Genomic DNA, 16,077 nt, shown 5'->3' on the forward strand with positions numbered 1-16,077 from the left:
CAGTAGATGGTCTTGCTTGCGTAGGAGACGGGTACGGAGCGGTAGTCGGCGGTGAAGAGGAGGAGGGCGAGGTTGGCGAGGACGAGACCGAGGCCCACGGTCAGGAGGACCTGGTTTTCGGGCAGGACGGTATCCGCCTCCATGACGGGCTCGAGAAGGAACTTTTGGACCGCCACCCCGAGAAGGAACATCAGGGGGAAGACGGCGAGCAGGGATAAATAGGGGTCGATTCCGAGAAGCGTGAAGCCCCAGAAGGTGATGTACATGGCGACCATCATCAGCTCGCCGTGGGCCAAGTTGATGATGCGCATCACCCCCATGATGAGCGACATCCCCAGCCCGATGAGGCTGTAGAGCCCCCCCAGGAGGACGCCAGAGATCAACACCTGGGCGAGCAGCTCGATCTGACCGGCGGCTTGCGGCGTCATGGTCCTGCCCGACCTCAGGGTTACTTGCGGTCGCGCCAGCGGGGAACGGGGAAGACGAAGGCGGCGGAGGCGGCCTCCCGGGGCCAGACGGTCTCGAACTTCCTCTTGATGACCTGGAGGAGGAGGGTGTCCAGCTTGTTCTGGTTGGTGAACTGGCCCCAGGAGATGAACTTCACGGGCCCGAAGGGGGTCATCAAGTCGGTGTCGGCAAGCGCGGTCCGGAGGTCCTCGGGCGTCCAGGCCTTGGCCCGCTTGAGGGTGTCGGCGAGGACCTGGACGGCGGCGTAGGCTTCGGCCCCGTGGTAGTCCGGCTCTTTCCCGAACCGGGCCTTGAACTTCTCGTAGAACTCCTTGGCCCCCGGGTATTTCACCTGCGGGGTCCAGAGCGTTCCCGACATCACGTACTCGGATGCCTCGCCGGCGTTCTGGAGGAATTCGGGAAGGGTGAAGCCCGCGGCCCCCCCCACGAACGCTTGGGGATTGATGTCCAGCTCCTTCGACTGCCGCATGAGCAGGGAGGCGTCCATCAGGTACGAGACCATATAGAGGATTTCCGGCCGTAGAGACTTGACCTTCTGGAGGATGGGCTTGAAATCGATCGCGCCTGCCTGGTAGCCCTCGGCGAGCACCACCGGGATGCCTTTGGCCTCGCAGTAGTCCTTCATGGCTTTCGAGGTGCTGGTGCCGAAGTCCGTGTTCTCGTAGAGGAGGGCGATCGACTTTGGTTTCGCGGCGGCCTCGAAGAAGCCGAAGATGCCGGTGTTGTAGAGGCTCGAGGGGGGGTTCAGACGATAAACGTATCTCCAGCCCTGCTGGGTAATCTTATCTGCGGCGCCTGTCACCACCAGGTAGGGCGTCTTGTACTTCTCCGCCACCCCCGCCACCGCGTAGCTGCATTGGCTCGTATACTCCCCGAGGACGATCGGGTACTTACTCACGGTGATGAACTTCTCCACGATGGCGGTGGAGGTCTCCGGCTTGCCCCCGCTATCCTGAATGTCTAAGGCGAGCTTGTGGCCTCTGACCCCCCCCTTGGCGTTCACCTCCTCCACCGCCATCTCGTAGGCCAGCTTCTCCATCTCCCCGAACTTGGCCTCCGCCCCCGTGAGGGGCAAGGGGATCCCGACCATGAAGGCCTTGTCCTGCGCGGTAGCGGGGAGGGCGAGCACGGCCGCGAACAGGGCGGCGAGGACGACCGGGTGCTTCGTCATCGTCTTCTATCTCCTCGGTAGCATGAGGACGGCGGCACCGTGAGCCGGGTCCCTTGTCCGCTCTTGGGGCCGGCTCGCCGCCGGCCGCTTGGTCTTTGAGTTGCGGCTGGTGACATGATAGTCGAAGCCGATTCGGGATAGGCTCTCCCCGGGATCGGGCCCGCTCGCGGCTCGCGAGCGAGAAAGGCAGGACGCTCATGTCTTCGCGGGTCGGTCTCCTCCTCGTCTCCCTCGCGCTCTCCGTAAACGCACAGGCGAGGCCGGGGGCGGGGCGGGAGCCGTCGGAGCTATCACGCTTCAGCCAGAGCCTGGAGGCCCTCAGCGAGCGCGTGCGGCCGGCCGTGGTCCAGATTCTCACCACCGGCTACGCGGAGACGGGGGGGCTCCTCTCCCGGCAGCGGGCCAGCGGGTCGGGGGTGATTCTCGACCCCGATGGCTACGTGGTCACGAACGCCCACGTGGTCCAGGGAGCCCGACGAATCCAGGTGGTGCTCGCGGGTCTGGCTAGCGGTCCCCCCAACGCGCAATCCATCCTCAAGGCCCCGGGGCGCGTCGTGGGCGCTGTGCTCGTCGGTATCGACCGCGAGACCGACGTTGCCGTCCTCAAGATCGCGGAGAAGAACCTCCCCTTCCTGTCCCTGGGTGACTCGAAGGATCTGCGGCCCGGAGAGCTGGTCCTCGCTTTCGGGAGCCCGCTCGGGCTCGAGAACTCGGTGACGCTGGGGGTCGTGAGCGCGGTGGCGCGGCAGATCCACCCCGAGGACCGGATGATCTACATCCAGACCGATGCTTCCATCAACCCCGGCAGCAGCGGCGGCCCCCTGGTGGACGGCGAGGGGCGCGTGATCGGGATCAACACCTTGATCCTCAGCCAGTCCGGGGGCAACGAGGGGATCGGCTTCGCCGCTCCCAGCAACATCGTGGGGAACGTCTTCGAGCAGGTACGCAAGACGGGCCGCGTCCGCCGGGGTGAGATCGGAATCTACGCCCAGACGGTCACCCCCGCCCTGGCCGCCGGACTGGACCTGCCCCAGGAGTGGGGCGTCGTCCTTTCTGACGTTCTCCCTGGTGGCCCCGGGGCGCGGGCGGGGCTTCGCATCGCGGATGTGGTCCTGAAGCTGGACGGGAAAGTCATGGAGAATGCCCGTCAGCTGGAGGTCAACCTCTATCACCGAAGCGTGGGGGCGGTCGTCAGCCTGGAGGTCCGGCGGGGAGCCCAGACCCTGACCATCCTGCCCACGGTCACGGAGCGGGACCGCGACCCCGACCGGCTGGTCGACACCGTGAGCCCGGAGCGGAATGCCGTGCCCAGGCTGGGCCTCCTCGCCCTCGACCTGGAGGAGGTGCAGGCGCAGCTGCCGGGACCCCTGCGCGCGAAAGCGGGCGTGGTGGTGGCGGCAGCGGCCCCGGACGGCTCCTCGGGGGCGGATGCCCTGCTGCCCGGAGACGTGATCTATTCCGTGAACCAGGAACCGGTGCCTAGCGTCCAGAAGCTGCGGCAGGTTCTGGCGCAGATCAAGCCCAGCGTCCCCGTCGTGGTTCAGCTCGAGCGCAACGGCGGGCTGAGGTTCGTTACCTTCGAGGCGGAGTAGCCTCTCCGCCGGACGCGGCCAGGACGCGCTCCCCGTCCTCGCGGGACTGGCTCAGAAGCCGTTGTTCGCGGCCACGTCCCGGAACCAGAGCGCGCTTCTCTTCGGGTAGCGGGCCAGGGTGGACCGGTCCACGTAGAGGAAGCCGTAGCGCTTCTTGTAGCCGTTGATCCAGGAGAAGTTGTCCATCAGGGACCACATGTAGTAGCCCCTCACTTGGATCCCGGCCGCGATCGCGCGGTGCACGGCCTCGAGGTGCTCGCGCACGAACTCGGTCCGCGCCGGGTCGTCCACCACCCCGTCCCGGAGCCGGTCATCAAGACCGATGCCGTTTTCGGTGACGTATACGGGGATGCCGGGTCGGCGGGCATGAACCCGTTGCAGCAGGTCGTAGAGCCCCTCCGGGAAGATCTCCCAGTCCCAGTCGGTGTAGCGCCCGCGGGGGTTACGGACGAGCGCGAACAGCCCGCCCAAGGAGAACTGGGTCCGGTCCTCTTTCCGTCCCGAAGTGTTGAGGGCGAAGTGAGTGTCGCGGGCGGAGGCGCTGCCGTGGTGGGGATAGTAGTAGTTGACGCCCAGGAAGTCCACGGTGTCCTGGGCGAGCCGCCGCTCGTCCTCCGGCTGGCGCACCGGGAGCAGCCCGTGCCCGCGGCCGAGCTCGAGCACGTCTTCGGGCACTGTCCCCCCCAGCACGGGGTCGAGGAAGAGGCGGTTGAGGATGCCGTCCGCCACCCCCGCGGCGGCGATGTCTTCCGGGGCTTTGGTGGCGGGATAAACGGGCGAGAGGTTGAGGGCGATGCCGATCCGGGCGTCCGGCCGGATCTGGTGCCCGATGGAGAGGGCGCGCCCGTGCGCGGCCAGCAGGTTCCAGGCCACTTGGGCGGCTGCCCGGCCGTCCCGCTTGGACGGAGGGTGAAGGCCGGTGACGTAGCCGTGGAGGGTTGACCAACCCGGCTCGTTGAGCGTCGTCCAGAGACGCACGCGGTCACCGAAGAGGCGGAAGCAGGCCTCCGCGTAGTCGGCGAAGGCGGCGATGGTGTCTCCGCTCTCCCAGCCCCCGCGCGCGGCCAGGGCCTGGGGCAGGTCCCAGTGGTAGAGGGTGACATTCGGCTCGATGTCGTGCGCGAGCAGGGAGTCGAACAGGCGGTGGTAGAAAAGGGCGCCCAACTGGTTGAGGGCGCCCGCTCCCCCCGGAAAGAGGCGGGGCCACGAGATCGACATGCGGTAGCCGCGGTGGCCGAGCTCGCGCATGAGGCGGACGTCCTCCGCGTAGCGGTGGTAGTGGTCGCAGGCGACCTCGGGGGTAGCCCCGCCGAAGACGCGCTCGGGATGCTCCGCGCAGAAGACGTCCCAAACGGACGGCCCCTTGCCGTCCTCCCGGGCCGCACCCTCGACCTGGAGGGCCGCAGTCGCGGAGCCCCACACGAAACCGTCCGGGAAACGGAACACACCGTATTCTAGCCGCGCCCCTTGCGCAGCCGCCCGCCCCCTCCAATAATCGCGGCCATGGAACCGCCCGTCCTCCTTCTCCTCGCCCCCCTCTCCGGCCCTCTCCTCCCCATCGAGCACGTGCCGGATCCGGTTTTCTCGCAGAAGATGGTGGGCGACGGCGTTTCCATCGATCCCGTGACCGACCGCCTCTGCTCTCCCTGCGATGGCAAGGTGGTCCAGATTCACTCCGCCGGGCACGCGATCACGCTGGCCCCCCTCCCCGGCCTCGAGGTCCTGATCCATATCGGCCTCGACACCGTGACGCTCAAGGGCCAGGGCTTCCGGCCCCGGGTGAAGGCCGGCCAGGCCATCACCGCCGGCCAGACCCTCATCGAGTTCGACGCCGACTTCGTGGCCACCCACGCGCGCAGCCTCCTCACCGAGATCGTGGTCACGACCAGCGATCGGGTGGCCCGGATGCGCGCGTGCACCGGTTACGTGACCGCCGGCCAGGACGTGGTCCTGGAGGTGACCCTGGCGGCGGAAGGCGCGGCGGCGACGCAAGCCCCCGCCGGCCCCGCGGCCACCTCCGCTCCCATCCGGGTTCCCCACCCGACGGGCTTGCACGCCCGGCCGGCCGCCGTGCTGGCCAGCCGTGCCAAGACCTTCCAATCGGAAATCCGGATTCATCGGGGCGACCAGGAGGCCAACGCCAAGAGCGTCGTCGCCATCATGGGGTTGGAGGTGGACAAAGGCGACTCCGTACTGATCTCCGCGCGCGGCCCCGACGCGGGGGAGGCGGTGGCCGCCCTGGCCCGGCTACTCCAGGGAGGCCTCGGCGAGGAGGGTCCGGCCCCCGCCCGACCCGCCCCCGCCCCGTCCCTTCCCCGCTCCTCCGACCCCAACCATCTGGTGGGGGTGGCGGCATCCCCGGGCCTGGCCGTGGGTCAGACCTTCCAGCTCCGCTCGGAGAGCGAGGTGCGGGTGAAGGAGGGCGGCGGCGATCCGCACCAGGAGCGCCGAGCCCTGGAATCCGCACTCGAGCAGGCCAAGGGGCAACTCGAGGCCTTGCGCGCGCGGTTGGCGGCGGAGGCCGACCCGGGCAAGGCGGCCATTTTCTCCGCCCATCGGGAGCTGCTCGAGGACCCCGACCTCCTGGAGGTCGCGGAAAAGGGGATCGAGGAGGGAAAGAGCGCCGCCTTCGCCTGGCAGCGGGCCTTCACCGGCCATGCCGCGCGCCTGGCCGGGCTAAGAAGCGAGCTTCTGGCCGGGCGGGCGAACGATGTCAAGGACGTAGGGAGGCGCGTGCTGCGCCTGCTCGCCGGGGTCGAGACCGCAGCCCCCGCTTATCCCGCGAACGCCATCCTTCTGGCCGAGGACCTGACCCCCTCCGACACCGCGACTTTCGACCGATCGAAGGTCCTCGGCTTCGGCACCGTGTCCGGGGGCGCCTCCTCGCACGTGGCCATCCTCGCCCGCTCCCTGGGCATCCCCGCCCTGGCCGGTTTGGACGCCAGCGCGCTCGAAGTCCCCGACGGCACCCCCGCCATCCTCGACGGGGGGCAAGGTGTCCTCCGGCTCAACCCCCCAGCGAACGAGGTCTCCGCCATCCGGGAGCGGCAAGGGAGGCGAGCCGCCCGCGAGAAGACGGACCTCGCGGCTGCCCACGAGCCGGCGGTGACGACGGACGGCCATCGGGTGGAGGTGGCGGCCAACATCGCCGGCCTTGCGGAGGCGGAGCAGGCGGTGGCTCTGGGCGCCGAGGCCGTCGGCCTCCTGCGCTCCGAGTTCCTGTTCCTGGACCGGAGCGCGGCCCCCTCCGAGGAGGAGCAGTTCCAGGCCTATCGCGGCATCGCCCGGGCCCTGGGCGCCAAGCGGCCCCTCATCGTGCGCACCCTGGACGTGGGCGGGGACAAGCCCCTGACCTATCTGCCCATCCCCCGGGAAGCCAACCCGTTCCTGGGCGAGCGCGGCATACGCCTCATGCGCGACCGGCCGGAGATCCTGCGCGCGCAGGCCCGCGCCATCCTCCGCGCGGGCGCGGAGGGCGCGGTTCGGATCATGTTTCCCATGATCGCCACCGTGCCCGAGGTACAGGCGGCCCGGGAGCTTCTGGAAGAGGAGCGAAAGGCGCTGGGGGTCGGAAAGATACCGGTCGGGATCATGGTGGAAGTCGCCTCCGCCGCCCTCCTCGCCGAGCACTTCGCGCGGGAGGTCGATTTCTTCTCGATCGGCACCAACGACCTCACGCAATATACGCTGGCCATGGACCGCGGCCACCCCAAGCTGGCCCCCCAAGTGGACGGCCTGGACCCCGCGGTGCTGCGCCTGATCGACATGACCGTGCGCGCCGCCCATGCCCAGGGCAAATGGGTCGGCATCTGCGGGGGCATCGCCAGTGACGCCCAGGCCGTCCCCCTCCTCGTCGGTCTCGGGGTGGACGAGCTGAGCGTGAGCGTCCCCACCATCCCCGCCATCAAAGCGCGCGTCCGCCGGCTGAGCCTGGCCCAGTGCCGGACGCTCGCCGGGCAGGCCTTGGCCGCCGCCAGTGCGGCCGAGGTCCGGGCCCTGTCCCCGGACCCCGACCGAGACAGCTAGAGAATCGAGCCATGAACTTCCTCCAGAACGCCTTCGCCGTGCTCCAGAAGATCGGCCGGTCGCTGATGCTGCCGGTTTCCGTGCTCCCCGTGGCCGGCCTGCTCCTGGGCATCGGCAGCGCCCACTTCGGGTGGATGCCGGAGACGGTGTCGAACATCATGGCCCAGTCGGGGGGGGCGGTTTTCTCCAACCTGCCCCTCATCTTCGCCATCGGCGTGGCCCTGGGCCTCACCGGCAACGACGGAGTGGCCTCGCTCGCGGCCGTGGTCGGCTACGCGGTGTTGCTCGCCACCATGGGCGTGATGGCCCCCCGGCTGGGCTCCCCCACCAAGCCTGTAATGGGAATCCCGTCCATCGAGACGGGGGTGTTCGGAGGCATCCTGAGCGGCTTCATTGCCGCCCAGCTCTTCAACCGCTTCTTCCGGGTCCGGCTCCCCGCCTATCTCGGCTTCTTCGCGGGTAAGCGCTCGGTGCCCATCCTGGCCGCCTTTGCCGCCATCCTCGCCGGCATCGTGCTCAGCGTGATATGGCCGCCCATCGGGGCGGCCATCCACGCCTTCTCGGAGTGGGCGGCCTCCGGCAACCCCAGAGCGGCCTTCGCGATTTACGGCGTGGTCGAGCGGTCCCTCATCCCCTTTGGGCTGCACCACATCTGGAACGTTCCCTTCTTCTTCGAAACCGGGCAGTACGTGAACCCGGCCACGGGAGAGGTCTTCCGGGGGGAGATCCCCCGCTTCACGGCCGGGGACCCCAGTGCAGGGAACCTGGCCGGAGGCTACCTCTTCAAGATGTGGGGGCTGCCCGCGGCCGCCCTCGCCATCTGGCGCTGCGCCCGCCCCGAGCAGCGGGCCCGGGTGGGCGGGATCATGATCTCGGCCGCCCTCACCTCCTTCCTGACCGGCATCACCGAGCCCATCGAGTTCTCCTTCCTCTTCGTGGCCCCGCTGCTCTACGGGATCCACGCCCTGCTCGCGGGTGTCGCTTATTTCACCTGCATCGCCCTCGGGATCAAGCACGGCACGACCTTCTCCCACGGCCTCATCGACTACGTGGTGCTCTTTCCGAAGTCCAGCCGCGGCCTCTGGTACCTGTGGCTAGGCCCGATCTGGGCCGCCCTCTACTTCGTTCTCTTCCGGGTGCTGATCGTGAAGCTGGACCTGAAGACGCCCGGCCGGGAAATGGAGGAGGCGGCAAGCGAGGCCGTGGCCACGGAGGGGAGCGCCCAGGGGCTGGCCCGCGAGCTGGTGCTCGCGTTTGGTGGCCAGGGAAACATCAAGAACCTCGACGCCTGCATCACCCGCCTGCGGGTGGAGGTCAACGACGTGGCCAAGGCCAGCCCGGAAAGGCTCAAGGCCCTGGGGGCGGCCGGGGTGGTCGTGGTGGGAAGCGCAGTGCAGGCCATTTTCGGGACCCGCTCCGACAACCTCAAGACGGACATTGAGCAGTACCTCAAGAGCGTGGGGTCGACGGCGGAGGCGGTCGCGATCTCTCGGGCGCCCGCGACCGGGATCGGCCCCGCGGGGGCCGCCGCCCCCGCCGACCAGGGAAAGGTACGCGCGCTGCTTCAGGCCCTGGGCGGCGCCGCCAACATCGAGCGCCTCGAGGCCTGCGCCCTCACCCGCCTGCGACTCGTGGTGGGCAGCGAGAGGGCGGTGGACGAGGCCGCGCTCCAGGCCGCGGGCGCCCTCCTCATGAGATTCCCCGGCCGGACGCTCCACCTCGTGGTGGGTGCGAACGCGGAGGCGTGCGCGGCGGAAATGCGGCGGCAGATGGCTCAGGGATAGCCGAGGGTGAGGCTCCAGAGGGACCGGCCGTCGGTCGTGGCCCCAAAGTCCAGGCCCACGGGGCCGAAGCGGGTGGGGTAGTAGACACCGAGACCCAAGCCCACGCGGAGAGAGTTCAGCCGGATCTGGCTCCGGTTCGGCCAGACATTCCCCGCCCCCACCCGGCCCCGCACGCGCAGGCCGTCGAGGCGCACGGAGGCGGCCGCCGACGCCCCCGCCCCCTGGGGCCCCCACAGCTCATCGGCGTGCAGCCCCGGGATCAGAACCGGGCCCCCAAGCCGGAACCAGTCGTAGACCGGCAGGTCGCGCCCGGAGAGCCCCCCGAAAATCTCGGCCTCGAGCGTGACCCGGGTCCCCGCCGGAGAGACCACCCGGGCCTGTAGCTGGCCCTTCCAGTAGTCATGGGTCGCCCCGAGTCCGGGGGCGTTGCGGTTCGCGAGGAGGTCGACCCGCCACCCCCGGGTCGGGAAGTAGAGATCGTCCAGGCTGTCCTCGACGTAGCGCGCGAAGAGCGTCCGCGTCTTGTCGGTGCCGGGGGGGTAGGGCACGGCGGGCTGTTCCTGGGTCTCGACGCTGCCGAGTAGAATCCCCGCCTGTAGAAGCCGCGTACGCTTCAGGGCGCGGGTCAGGGACAGCAGAAGCTCCTTGCGGTCGAACCGGGCCCGGTTGAGCAGGACCCCGTCCTTGAAGAGCCGCGGCTTGTCCTCACGCCATCCCGCCCGGATGGAGTAACCCACCACGGGCTTGAAGAGCCGGTCGGAGTCGAGGCCCAGGGCGACCTCGCTCTCAGCATCGCTCGCCGCCCCCACCGCCTCCAGCCGCTCGCCGAACCCGAAGGCGTTCTGGTTCCGCAGGCGCACCCGGGCGTGGGTCTGCTCGGGCTCGTCGTAGCCCGCCGAGATCCGGAGGCTGCTGCGCGCGGCCTCCCGCACACGGAGGACGATGCGCAGCCCCCCGTCCGCGCTGGGCTCGAAGCTCATCCAGCAGGAGTCGAAGAAGCTGGTAGCGAAGAGGCGGTCGAGCGCGTTCAAGCCCTTGTGCATGTCGAAGGGCCGGCCCAGGGGGATGCTGAAGGTGCGCCGGATCAGGGCCTGGCTCGTCCGCTTGTTCCCCTCGACCGCGACCTCGACGATGGTCGTGCCCTCCAGAGCGCGGCCCGCGGCGGGAGGGGCGGGAGGGGGAGGGCTCGGGCCCAGGCGCTCCTTGAGCGGCCCTATGATCTGCAGGGCAGCCGCGTACCCGCTCTCAATGAGGCCTTCGAAGTCGACGTACTCGGTGGCCCCGTGTCGGCCGACGTCGGGGCGGATTTGGAAGTCCGCGGTCTCCCGGTAGGTTCGATTCCGGGCCTCGATGAGGGCATCCGAGACCTGGGCCCCCACCCCCGTCAGCGTTCGCCACTCGGAAGGCTCCAGCGGTGGGGACGTGATGTCCACGGCCAAGACCACGTCCGCCCCCATGCCGCGCGCCACCCCCACCGGAATGTTGTCGGCCACTCCCCCGTCCACCAGGAGCGTCCCCTCCCATTCGACGGGGGGGAAGAAAATCGGGATGGAGAGGCTGGCCCGCGTAGCTCGTGCCAGGTCCCCCCGCGCCAGGACCACGCGCTGCGCGTTGTCGAGGCGGGCCGCCACCGCACGGAACGGGATCGGCAAGTGGTCGAAATCCCCGCCCGCCGAGTAGCCGGGGCCGGCCAGGTGCCGGATCAAGAACCGCCCGATGCCGTAGTCGGAGAGGGCGGAGGGCGGGAGGAGCACCTTCCAGGGCTCGAACCCAAGGCTCAACAGGGCGGGCTCCTCGTCCAGGCGTCGAGCCAGGGGCACCAGGACCCTTTCCGGCCGACCGCTAAAGGCCTTGTTCCAGTCGAACGAGTCGACGATGGTCCGCAGCTCCTTCGCCCGGTAGCCACTGGCGTAGAGAGCGCCCACGAGCGCGCCCATGCTCGTCCCCGCGATGCCGTCGACCACAATCCCGTTCTCCTCGAGCGCGCGCAGAACCCCGATGTGGGCGATGCCGCGAGCCCCGCCCCCGCTCAAGGCCAGGACCAGGCGGGGACGGGCGCTAGGGACGGTGGGGGGCAGCTGCGCCTCTGCCGCGCAGGGAGCGAGGAGCAGGAGGACGAGGCCGAGGGAGCGCTCTCTCAAGACTCCGCCGATCATGACCCGGGGGCCGGACCGACGCAATCGGCTCTCGCGTTCTCCCTGAGTCTCGGGGGGGCTTGTCCGGATCGCTCATGTTAGCCTGTCTCCCCAGCACAGCGGGGTTCTCTCTGCGCACAAGTCGGCATGGGACAGCGTGGCGGGCGGGGGTGGGGCTCGCCCTCATCGGCGCCGGCGTCGCGACCCAGGCTGCAGCCGCCCGTCATCCGGCGGCGGTCGAGACCCTCTACTCCCGAGCGCTCTACCCGCGACTGGCCGGCGTTCTCGGCTGCCTCACGGGCTGGCTGCCCTTCTCCCTGGGCGAGGCCGGCCTGGCCGGCCTGGGGCTCTGCCTCGCCCTCCTCCTGCTCCGGCTCGCCCGCGAGGTCGGGCGACGGAGGGCCGTACCCTGGGGCGAGATCGGGCGGCTCCTGGGCGGCGGCTTGATCGGGGCAGGAGTGATCTACCTCGCTTTCCTCTTCCTTTGGGGTCTCAACTACCAAAGAGAGCCCTTCGGCCGCACCGCGGGGCTGGAGACGGGGCCGGCCCCCCTCGCGGAGCTCCGGGCCCTCGGCCACGAGCTCGCCGAGGGAGCCAACGAATTGCGGGAGGGGCTTGCCGAGGACGAGGGGGGCGTGATGCGCCTTCCCGACGGCACGGCGGGAGCGCGCTTGCGGACGGAGGCGGGGTTTCGGCGCCTGGCCGACCTTTACCCCGTCCTTCGGGGGAGCTGCTCCCGGGTCAAGCCGGTGTTGGCCTCGCCGCTGCTGGCGCGGCTCGGCATCAGCGGCATCTATTCTCCCTTCACCGGCGAGCCCAACCTCAACACCACCCTCCCCGATCCCGAGGTCCCCTTCAGCGCTTCCCACGAGATGGCCCACCAGCGCGGCTTCGCGCGCGAGGACGAGGCAAACTACCTCGGCTACCTGGCCTGCCGTCTCCACCCGGACCCCGACTTTCGCTACTCGGGCGTCCTGGCCGCGAGCCTATACGCCCTGGACGAGCTGCGGCGGGCGGACCGGGAGGCCGCGACCCTTCTGGAGGCCCTGCGCTCTCCCGCCGTCCGCCGAGACATTGACGCCCTGGCCGCCTGGGCGGCGCGATACCGGGGGCCGCTGGGGCGGGCCTCCGCGCGGGTCAACGATGCGTACCTCAAAACCCAGGGCCAGCGGGAAGGCGCCCGCAGCTACGGACGGATGGTCGACCTGCTGCTTGCCGAGCGCCGTGCCCGCAGCCGCCCCTCCCCTTGAGCCTGAGTGTCGCCGCGCCACCGTGGGGGGGCGAGCGACGCCCGCTCGCGACCTCGGCCCCGCACGAGGAACAGTCCCCCCCGCCTGTTTAGGATAGAGTGTCGGTCGACCATGCCGAAGAGTCCCCGCCGTGTCCGCATCAAGACCCCCCCCATCCTGTTCGAGAAGACCCAGGAAGTCCTGGCGCGAATTCAGCGCCGCATGGGTGGCACCCTCCTCACCTATTGGACCTCGCCCAGCGGGTCCGTTTGCGACAACGACGTCATGGCCATGCACGAGGTCCTGGAGGCCACCGGCCCGCGGGATCGGCTGACCCTGTTCGTGAAGTCCGACGGGGGAAGCGGGATGGCCTCGCTGCGGATGATCCACCTGCTCCGGCGCTACACCCGGCGCCTGACCGTGGCCGCACCCTTGAACTGTGCCTCCGCGGCCACCATGCTCGCGCTCGGGGCCGACACCATCCTGATGGGCCCCCTCTCATACCTGACCGCGGTGGACACCTCGCTGGAGCACGACCTCTCGCCCGTGGACCATACGAACAACCTGGTGGCGGTCAGCAACGACGAGGTGGACCGGGTCATACGGCTGTGGAAGGAGACGGTGGGGCGGGACAAGGACAGCGTCAACCCCTATCAGGAGCTCTACAAGTATCTTCATCCCCTGGTCATCGGGGCCCTCGACCGGGCGAGCAGCCTCTCCCTCATGCTCTGCCGGGAGATCCTCGGCTACCACATGAGGGACACCAAGAAGGCGGACCGGATCAGCCGCCGACTGAACTCCTCCTACCCCGCCCACCAGTACCCCATCACGAGCCGGGAGGCCCGGCGCATCGGCCTCAATGTCCAGCAGCTCACCCCGGAGCTGGACGGGCTGCTCCAGGACCTGAACCTGCTCTACTCGGAGATGGGCCAGCGGGCCATCACCGATTACGACGAGCTGAACCACCACGACAACGAGATCACAAACATCCTGGAAGGGAAGGGCCGGCAGGTCCTCTACCAGGTCGAGAAGGATTGGCACTACCGCAAGGAAGAGCGCCGCTGGGTCTCCATGAACGACGTCTCCGCCTGGTACCGCTGCAGCCTCAAGGAAGGCCGGATCGCCAAGGAGAAATTCCACATTCGCTAGCCTTCCCGGTCTCGAGGCAGGGCGGACGGCGGTCACCCTCCCGACCCCTGGCCCGCCGATGGGTCACTCGGGTTTCTTGAGGCCTTCGGGATAGGAGCCGAGGATCCGGAACTCTCCGGCCAAGCCGCGCAGCTCCGCGAGGGCCTCCCCCACCCGACCCTGTGGATTGCCGAGGACGTCCAGGTAGAAGGCGTATTCCCAGGGCCGCCCCCGGAGGGGCCGGGATTCGATCTTGGCCAGGCTGGCTCCCCGGAGGGCGAAGGCCCCCAGCGCCCGGTGGAGCGACCCGGCGACGTTCGGCAGGGTGAAGGCCAAAGACGTCTTGGCCGCGCCCCCGATCGGCCCCGGCTCGCGGGCGAGGACGAGGAAGCGGGTGAAGTTTTGGGGGTCGTCCTCAATCCCCTCCGCCAGCACCTCGCCGTGGTAGAGGGTGGCCGCCAGCCGGGAGGCGATAGCGGCCTCGGTCATCGGCCCCGCTTGGAGGAGTCTCTGGACGCTCCCTGCCGTGTCGTAGGCAGCCACCGCCTCCAGGTGGGGATGGGCGGCGAAGAAGTTTCGGCACTGGGCCAGGGCCACGGGATGGGAGGCCACGCGGCGCAGGGAGCCCAGGGATGCGCCCGGCCGGGCGATCAGGCACTGCTGGATACGGAGCTGGGTCTCGCCCACGATGTGCAGGGACCGGGCCAGCAGCCGGTCGTAGTTCTCATGAATGGAGCCGGTGAGCGAGTTCTCGATCGGCACCACCGCCCGGTCCGCCCCCCCGCTGCCGACGGCGTCGAAGAGCGCGTCGAAGCTGGGGCAGGGACGGATCTCGACCTCCTCCCCCAGCGTCTCTCGGGCCGCCTGGTGGGAGAAGGAGCCCATCTCTCCCTGGATGGCCACCTGCATCGGCTGCCCCATGCGCCCCTTATCCCGCGCCGCCGGAAGCGGAGCGCCCCTGTTCGCTCCCCCAGGAGAACGGCCACGCCGCCCAACGGGAGTTCCCTTGCCCCTAGCCCTCTAGAGTGAATGCGGAAGGGGGGATTCGAACCCCCACGCCCTTTCGGGCACACGGTCCTAAGCCGAGCGCGTCTGCCGTTCCGCCACTTCCGCAGGGTACCCGAGAAGGGATTTTGTCACATCGGCCGGGCCTCCGGCCAATGACCCCCTCTTCGCCCTCGACCGCCGGCCGCGTACCCTTAGTCGGTCAGCTCAGGGTCCCTCGACCCGTAGGGCCGACGGGCAGCAGGCCCTCCCCGAATGATGTTTCGGGGTATTTCTGAGGGGAGTCTCCGCCGTCCCCCAATTGCGACTACTGCCCGCGCCACCTATGTTTAGCCATGCATACCAACCTCCATGGGAGCGGAGGCGATTCGGTGGGCTCCCAACATGCGGGGACGAGGGGCCAGAGGCCCGTGACGTCGTCCGCCGCGCAGCCAGGTCGGTCAGCGAGCCATAGCTGCGGGGAACATTGAAGGGGCTGCGGGTCCTACTCGCCGAAGACAAGAGCGCTGCCGCGGAGCGCCTCACGGTCCAGCTCAAACGCCTCGGCCACACCGTCGTATGGCTGGCCCGAGACGGTCGGGAGGCCCTGGTCTGCGCTTCCCGACTGGAGCCAGAGCTCATCTTCCTGGGCACGCACCTCCCGGTCCTGGATGGGATCGAAACTGCCCGGGCGATTCTCGCCCAGAGGCCGGTGCCCCTCATCCTTCTCACCTCCTACGCCGCCGCCAATTTCGTCCAGCGAGCCCGCGAGGCCGGGGTCATGACCTATCTGGTGACTCCGGTGGAGAGCGGGCGGCTCGCCCGGGCCATCGAGGAAGCGCGGGCCCGGTTTCGAGAGCTCGATCTCATCCGCGAAGAGGCGAGTGATCTCAATCAGGCCCTGGAGATCAGAAACCGGGTGGAGCAGGCCAAGAGGGTCCTGATGAGGCGGCGAAAGCTCTGCGAAGCCGATGCCTTCCGACAGCTTCAGCAGCAGAGCCAAAGGACCAGAATACGCCTTGGGGAAACTGCCCTTGCCATCGTCAGGGCGGACCAGCTGCTGCTCAGCCGGGGCCTCAGCCTCACCCGAACACTGCCGTCCCTGCTCGCCGCGATCCAGCGGGGACTGCAAGGTCCCCCCGCGGCACACTCCGCTCCCCTCCCGCGCGCCAGCTCCGAGCCCGGTGGCCGGCCGGCCTGGCCCCCTTCGCCCGTCCCCTCCGGCTTGGAGAAATAGCCTTCCCCAATAGAACCGAGAATGAATCCCCTCCCCCGCTTCGTGTTGAGGATCCTCCGTGCGAACCCGGGGTTGGTTGAGAACCGGGGGATGGCCTACATCGTCATTCGCCGGCCCTACGCCCACCTCGAGGAGGAGTTGCGACCCTTCGAGGACCAAGGAGACATCCGGGTCATTGTCGACAAACGCCACAGCGAGCGGCGCGTGGGCCCGGGGCTCCCGCCCGTCGAGCGACGCTCCGCCGACCGGCGAAGAGACAGAGAAGAGCTCCTCGAAATCGTTATTCTGCAGGGCCCTTGACCGCGCTGCTGCTGCCTCCCGCC

The 16,077-nt window shown here is 69.3% G+C and carries 12 protein-coding genes and 1 tRNA gene; 7 read left to right on the top strand and 6 right to left on the bottom strand.

Going from position 1 to position 16,077, the window contains the following annotated elements; translation table 11 throughout:
• Together VN461_00970 and VN461_00975 are read right to left on the bottom strand one after the other, a co-directional pair.
• The coding region (locus VN461_00970; protein HXB53327.1) for a branched-chain amino acid ABC transporter permease at nucleotides 1–428 on the bottom strand (428 nt) is incomplete at its 3' end.
• 20 nt (nucleotides 429–448) lie between these two features.
• Nucleotides 449–1,639: an ABC transporter substrate-binding protein gene (locus tag VN461_00975; protein ID HXB53328.1), complete on the bottom strand. Its 1,191-nt coding sequence runs from the start codon at nucleotides 1,637–1,639 to the stop codon at nucleotides 449–451.
• A gap of 197 nt (nucleotides 1,640–1,836) precedes the next feature.
• Between VN461_00975 and VN461_00980 the strand changes: the two genes are divergently transcribed.
• Nucleotides 1,837–3,231, top strand: a complete 1,395-nt coding sequence (locus tag VN461_00980) for a trypsin-like peptidase domain-containing protein (GenBank protein ID HXB53329.1) — start codon at nucleotides 1,837–1,839, stop codon at nucleotides 3,229–3,231.
• Nucleotides 3,232–3,282: 51 nt separating this feature from the next.
• Here VN461_00980 and VN461_00985 read toward each other — a convergent pair whose 3' ends face one another.
• Nucleotides 3,283–4,677 carry a GH1 family beta-glucosidase gene (locus VN461_00985; GenBank protein ID HXB53330.1) on the bottom strand — a complete coding sequence of 465 codons (1,395 nt, stop codon included), beginning with the start codon at nucleotides 4,675–4,677 and terminating at the stop codon, nucleotides 3,283–3,285.
• A gap of 57 nt (nucleotides 4,678–4,734) precedes the next feature.
• Here VN461_00985 and ptsP point away from each other — a divergent pair, with 57 nt between their 5' ends.
• Together ptsP and ptsG are read left to right on the top strand one after the other, a co-directional pair.
• Nucleotides 4,735–7,257 carry a phosphoenolpyruvate--protein phosphotransferase gene (gene ptsP, locus VN461_00990; protein HXB53331.1) on the top strand — a complete coding sequence of 841 codons (2,523 nt, stop codon included), beginning with the start codon at nucleotides 4,735–4,737 and terminating at the stop codon, nucleotides 7,255–7,257.
• A gap of 11 nt (nucleotides 7,258–7,268) precedes the next feature.
• Nucleotides 7,269–9,041 carry a PTS glucose transporter subunit IIBC gene (ptsG, locus tag VN461_00995; protein HXB53332.1) on the top strand — a complete coding sequence of 591 codons (1,773 nt, stop codon included), beginning with the start codon at nucleotides 7,269–7,271 and terminating at the stop codon, nucleotides 9,039–9,041.
• Here the strand turns inward: ptsG and VN461_01000 are convergent.
• Nucleotides 9,032–11,182, bottom strand: coding sequence for a patatin-like phospholipase family protein (locus VN461_01000; protein HXB53333.1), 2,151 nt, complete (start codon nucleotides 11,180–11,182; stop codon nucleotides 9,032–9,034). The genes ptsG and VN461_01000 overlap by 10 nt on opposite strands.
• 164 nt (nucleotides 11,183–11,346) lie before the next feature.
• On the opposite strand from VN461_01000, the gene VN461_01005 reads away from it, so the two are divergent.
• Both VN461_01005 and VN461_01010 read left to right on the top strand, forming a co-directional pair.
• Nucleotides 11,347–12,426 carry a DUF3810 domain-containing protein gene (locus tag VN461_01005; GenBank protein ID HXB53334.1) on the top strand — a complete coding sequence of 360 codons (1,080 nt, stop codon included), beginning with the start codon at nucleotides 11,347–11,349 and terminating at the stop codon, nucleotides 12,424–12,426.
• Between the two features lie 111 nt (nucleotides 12,427–12,537).
• Nucleotides 12,538–13,554 (top strand): hypothetical protein, encoded by a 1,017-nt coding sequence (locus tag VN461_01010; protein ID HXB53335.1) that lies wholly within the window; start codon nucleotides 12,538–12,540, stop codon nucleotides 13,552–13,554.
• Nucleotides 13,555–13,617: 63 nt separating this feature from the next.
• On the opposite strand, the gene pheA is transcribed toward VN461_01010, so the two are convergent.
• Both pheA and VN461_01020 read right to left on the bottom strand, forming a co-directional pair.
• On the bottom strand, nucleotides 13,618–14,454 hold the full coding sequence (pheA, locus tag VN461_01015) for a prephenate dehydratase (GenBank protein HXB53336.1): 837 nt from the start codon (nucleotides 14,452–14,454) through the stop codon (nucleotides 13,618–13,620).
• Nucleotides 14,455–14,563: 109 nt separating this feature from the next.
• A tRNA-Leu gene (locus VN461_01020) sits at nucleotides 14,564–14,646 on the bottom strand.
• Between the two features lie 358 nt (nucleotides 14,647–15,004).
• Between VN461_01020 and VN461_01025 the strand changes: the two genes are divergently transcribed.
• Nucleotides 15,005–15,754 (top strand): response regulator, encoded by a 750-nt coding sequence (locus VN461_01025; protein HXB53337.1) that lies wholly within the window; start codon nucleotides 15,005–15,007, stop codon nucleotides 15,752–15,754.
• Nucleotides 15,755–15,775: 21 nt separating this feature from the next.
• Nucleotides 15,776–16,054 carry a hypothetical protein gene (locus VN461_01030; GenBank protein HXB53338.1) on the top strand — a complete coding sequence of 93 codons (279 nt, stop codon included), beginning with the start codon at nucleotides 15,776–15,778 and terminating at the stop codon, nucleotides 16,052–16,054.
• The last annotated feature ends 23 nt before the right edge of the window (nucleotides 16,055–16,077 follow it).

It is taken from the genome of Vicinamibacteria bacterium, assembly GCA_035570235.1.
In the GTDB taxonomy this organism is placed as follows: Bacteria; Acidobacteriota; Vicinamibacteria; order Fen-336; family Fen-336; genus DATMML01.

Coding starts and splice junctions, on each gene's coding strand:
- pheA (HXB53336.1), bottom strand. CDS start 14,454: ATGGGGCAGCCGATGCAGGTGGCCATCCAGGGAGAGATGGGCTCCTTC.
- VN461_00980 (HXB53329.1), top strand. CDS start 1,837: ATGTCTTCGCGGGTCGGTCTCCTCCTCGTCTCCCTCGCGCTCTCCGTA.
- ptsG (HXB53332.1), top strand. CDS start 7,269: ATGAACTTCCTCCAGAACGCCTTCGCCGTGCTCCAGAAGATCGGCCGG.
- VN461_00975 (HXB53328.1), bottom strand. CDS start 1,639: ATGACGAAGCACCCGGTCGTCCTCGCCGCCCTGTTCGCGGCCGTGCTC.
- VN461_01030 (HXB53338.1), top strand. CDS start 15,776: ATGAATCCCCTCCCCCGCTTCGTGTTGAGGATCCTCCGTGCGAACCCG.
- ptsP (HXB53331.1), top strand. CDS start 4,735: ATGGAACCGCCCGTCCTCCTTCTCCTCGCCCCCCTCTCCGGCCCTCTC.
- VN461_01010 (HXB53335.1), top strand. CDS start 12,538: ATGCCGAAGAGTCCCCGCCGTGTCCGCATCAAGACCCCCCCCATCCTG.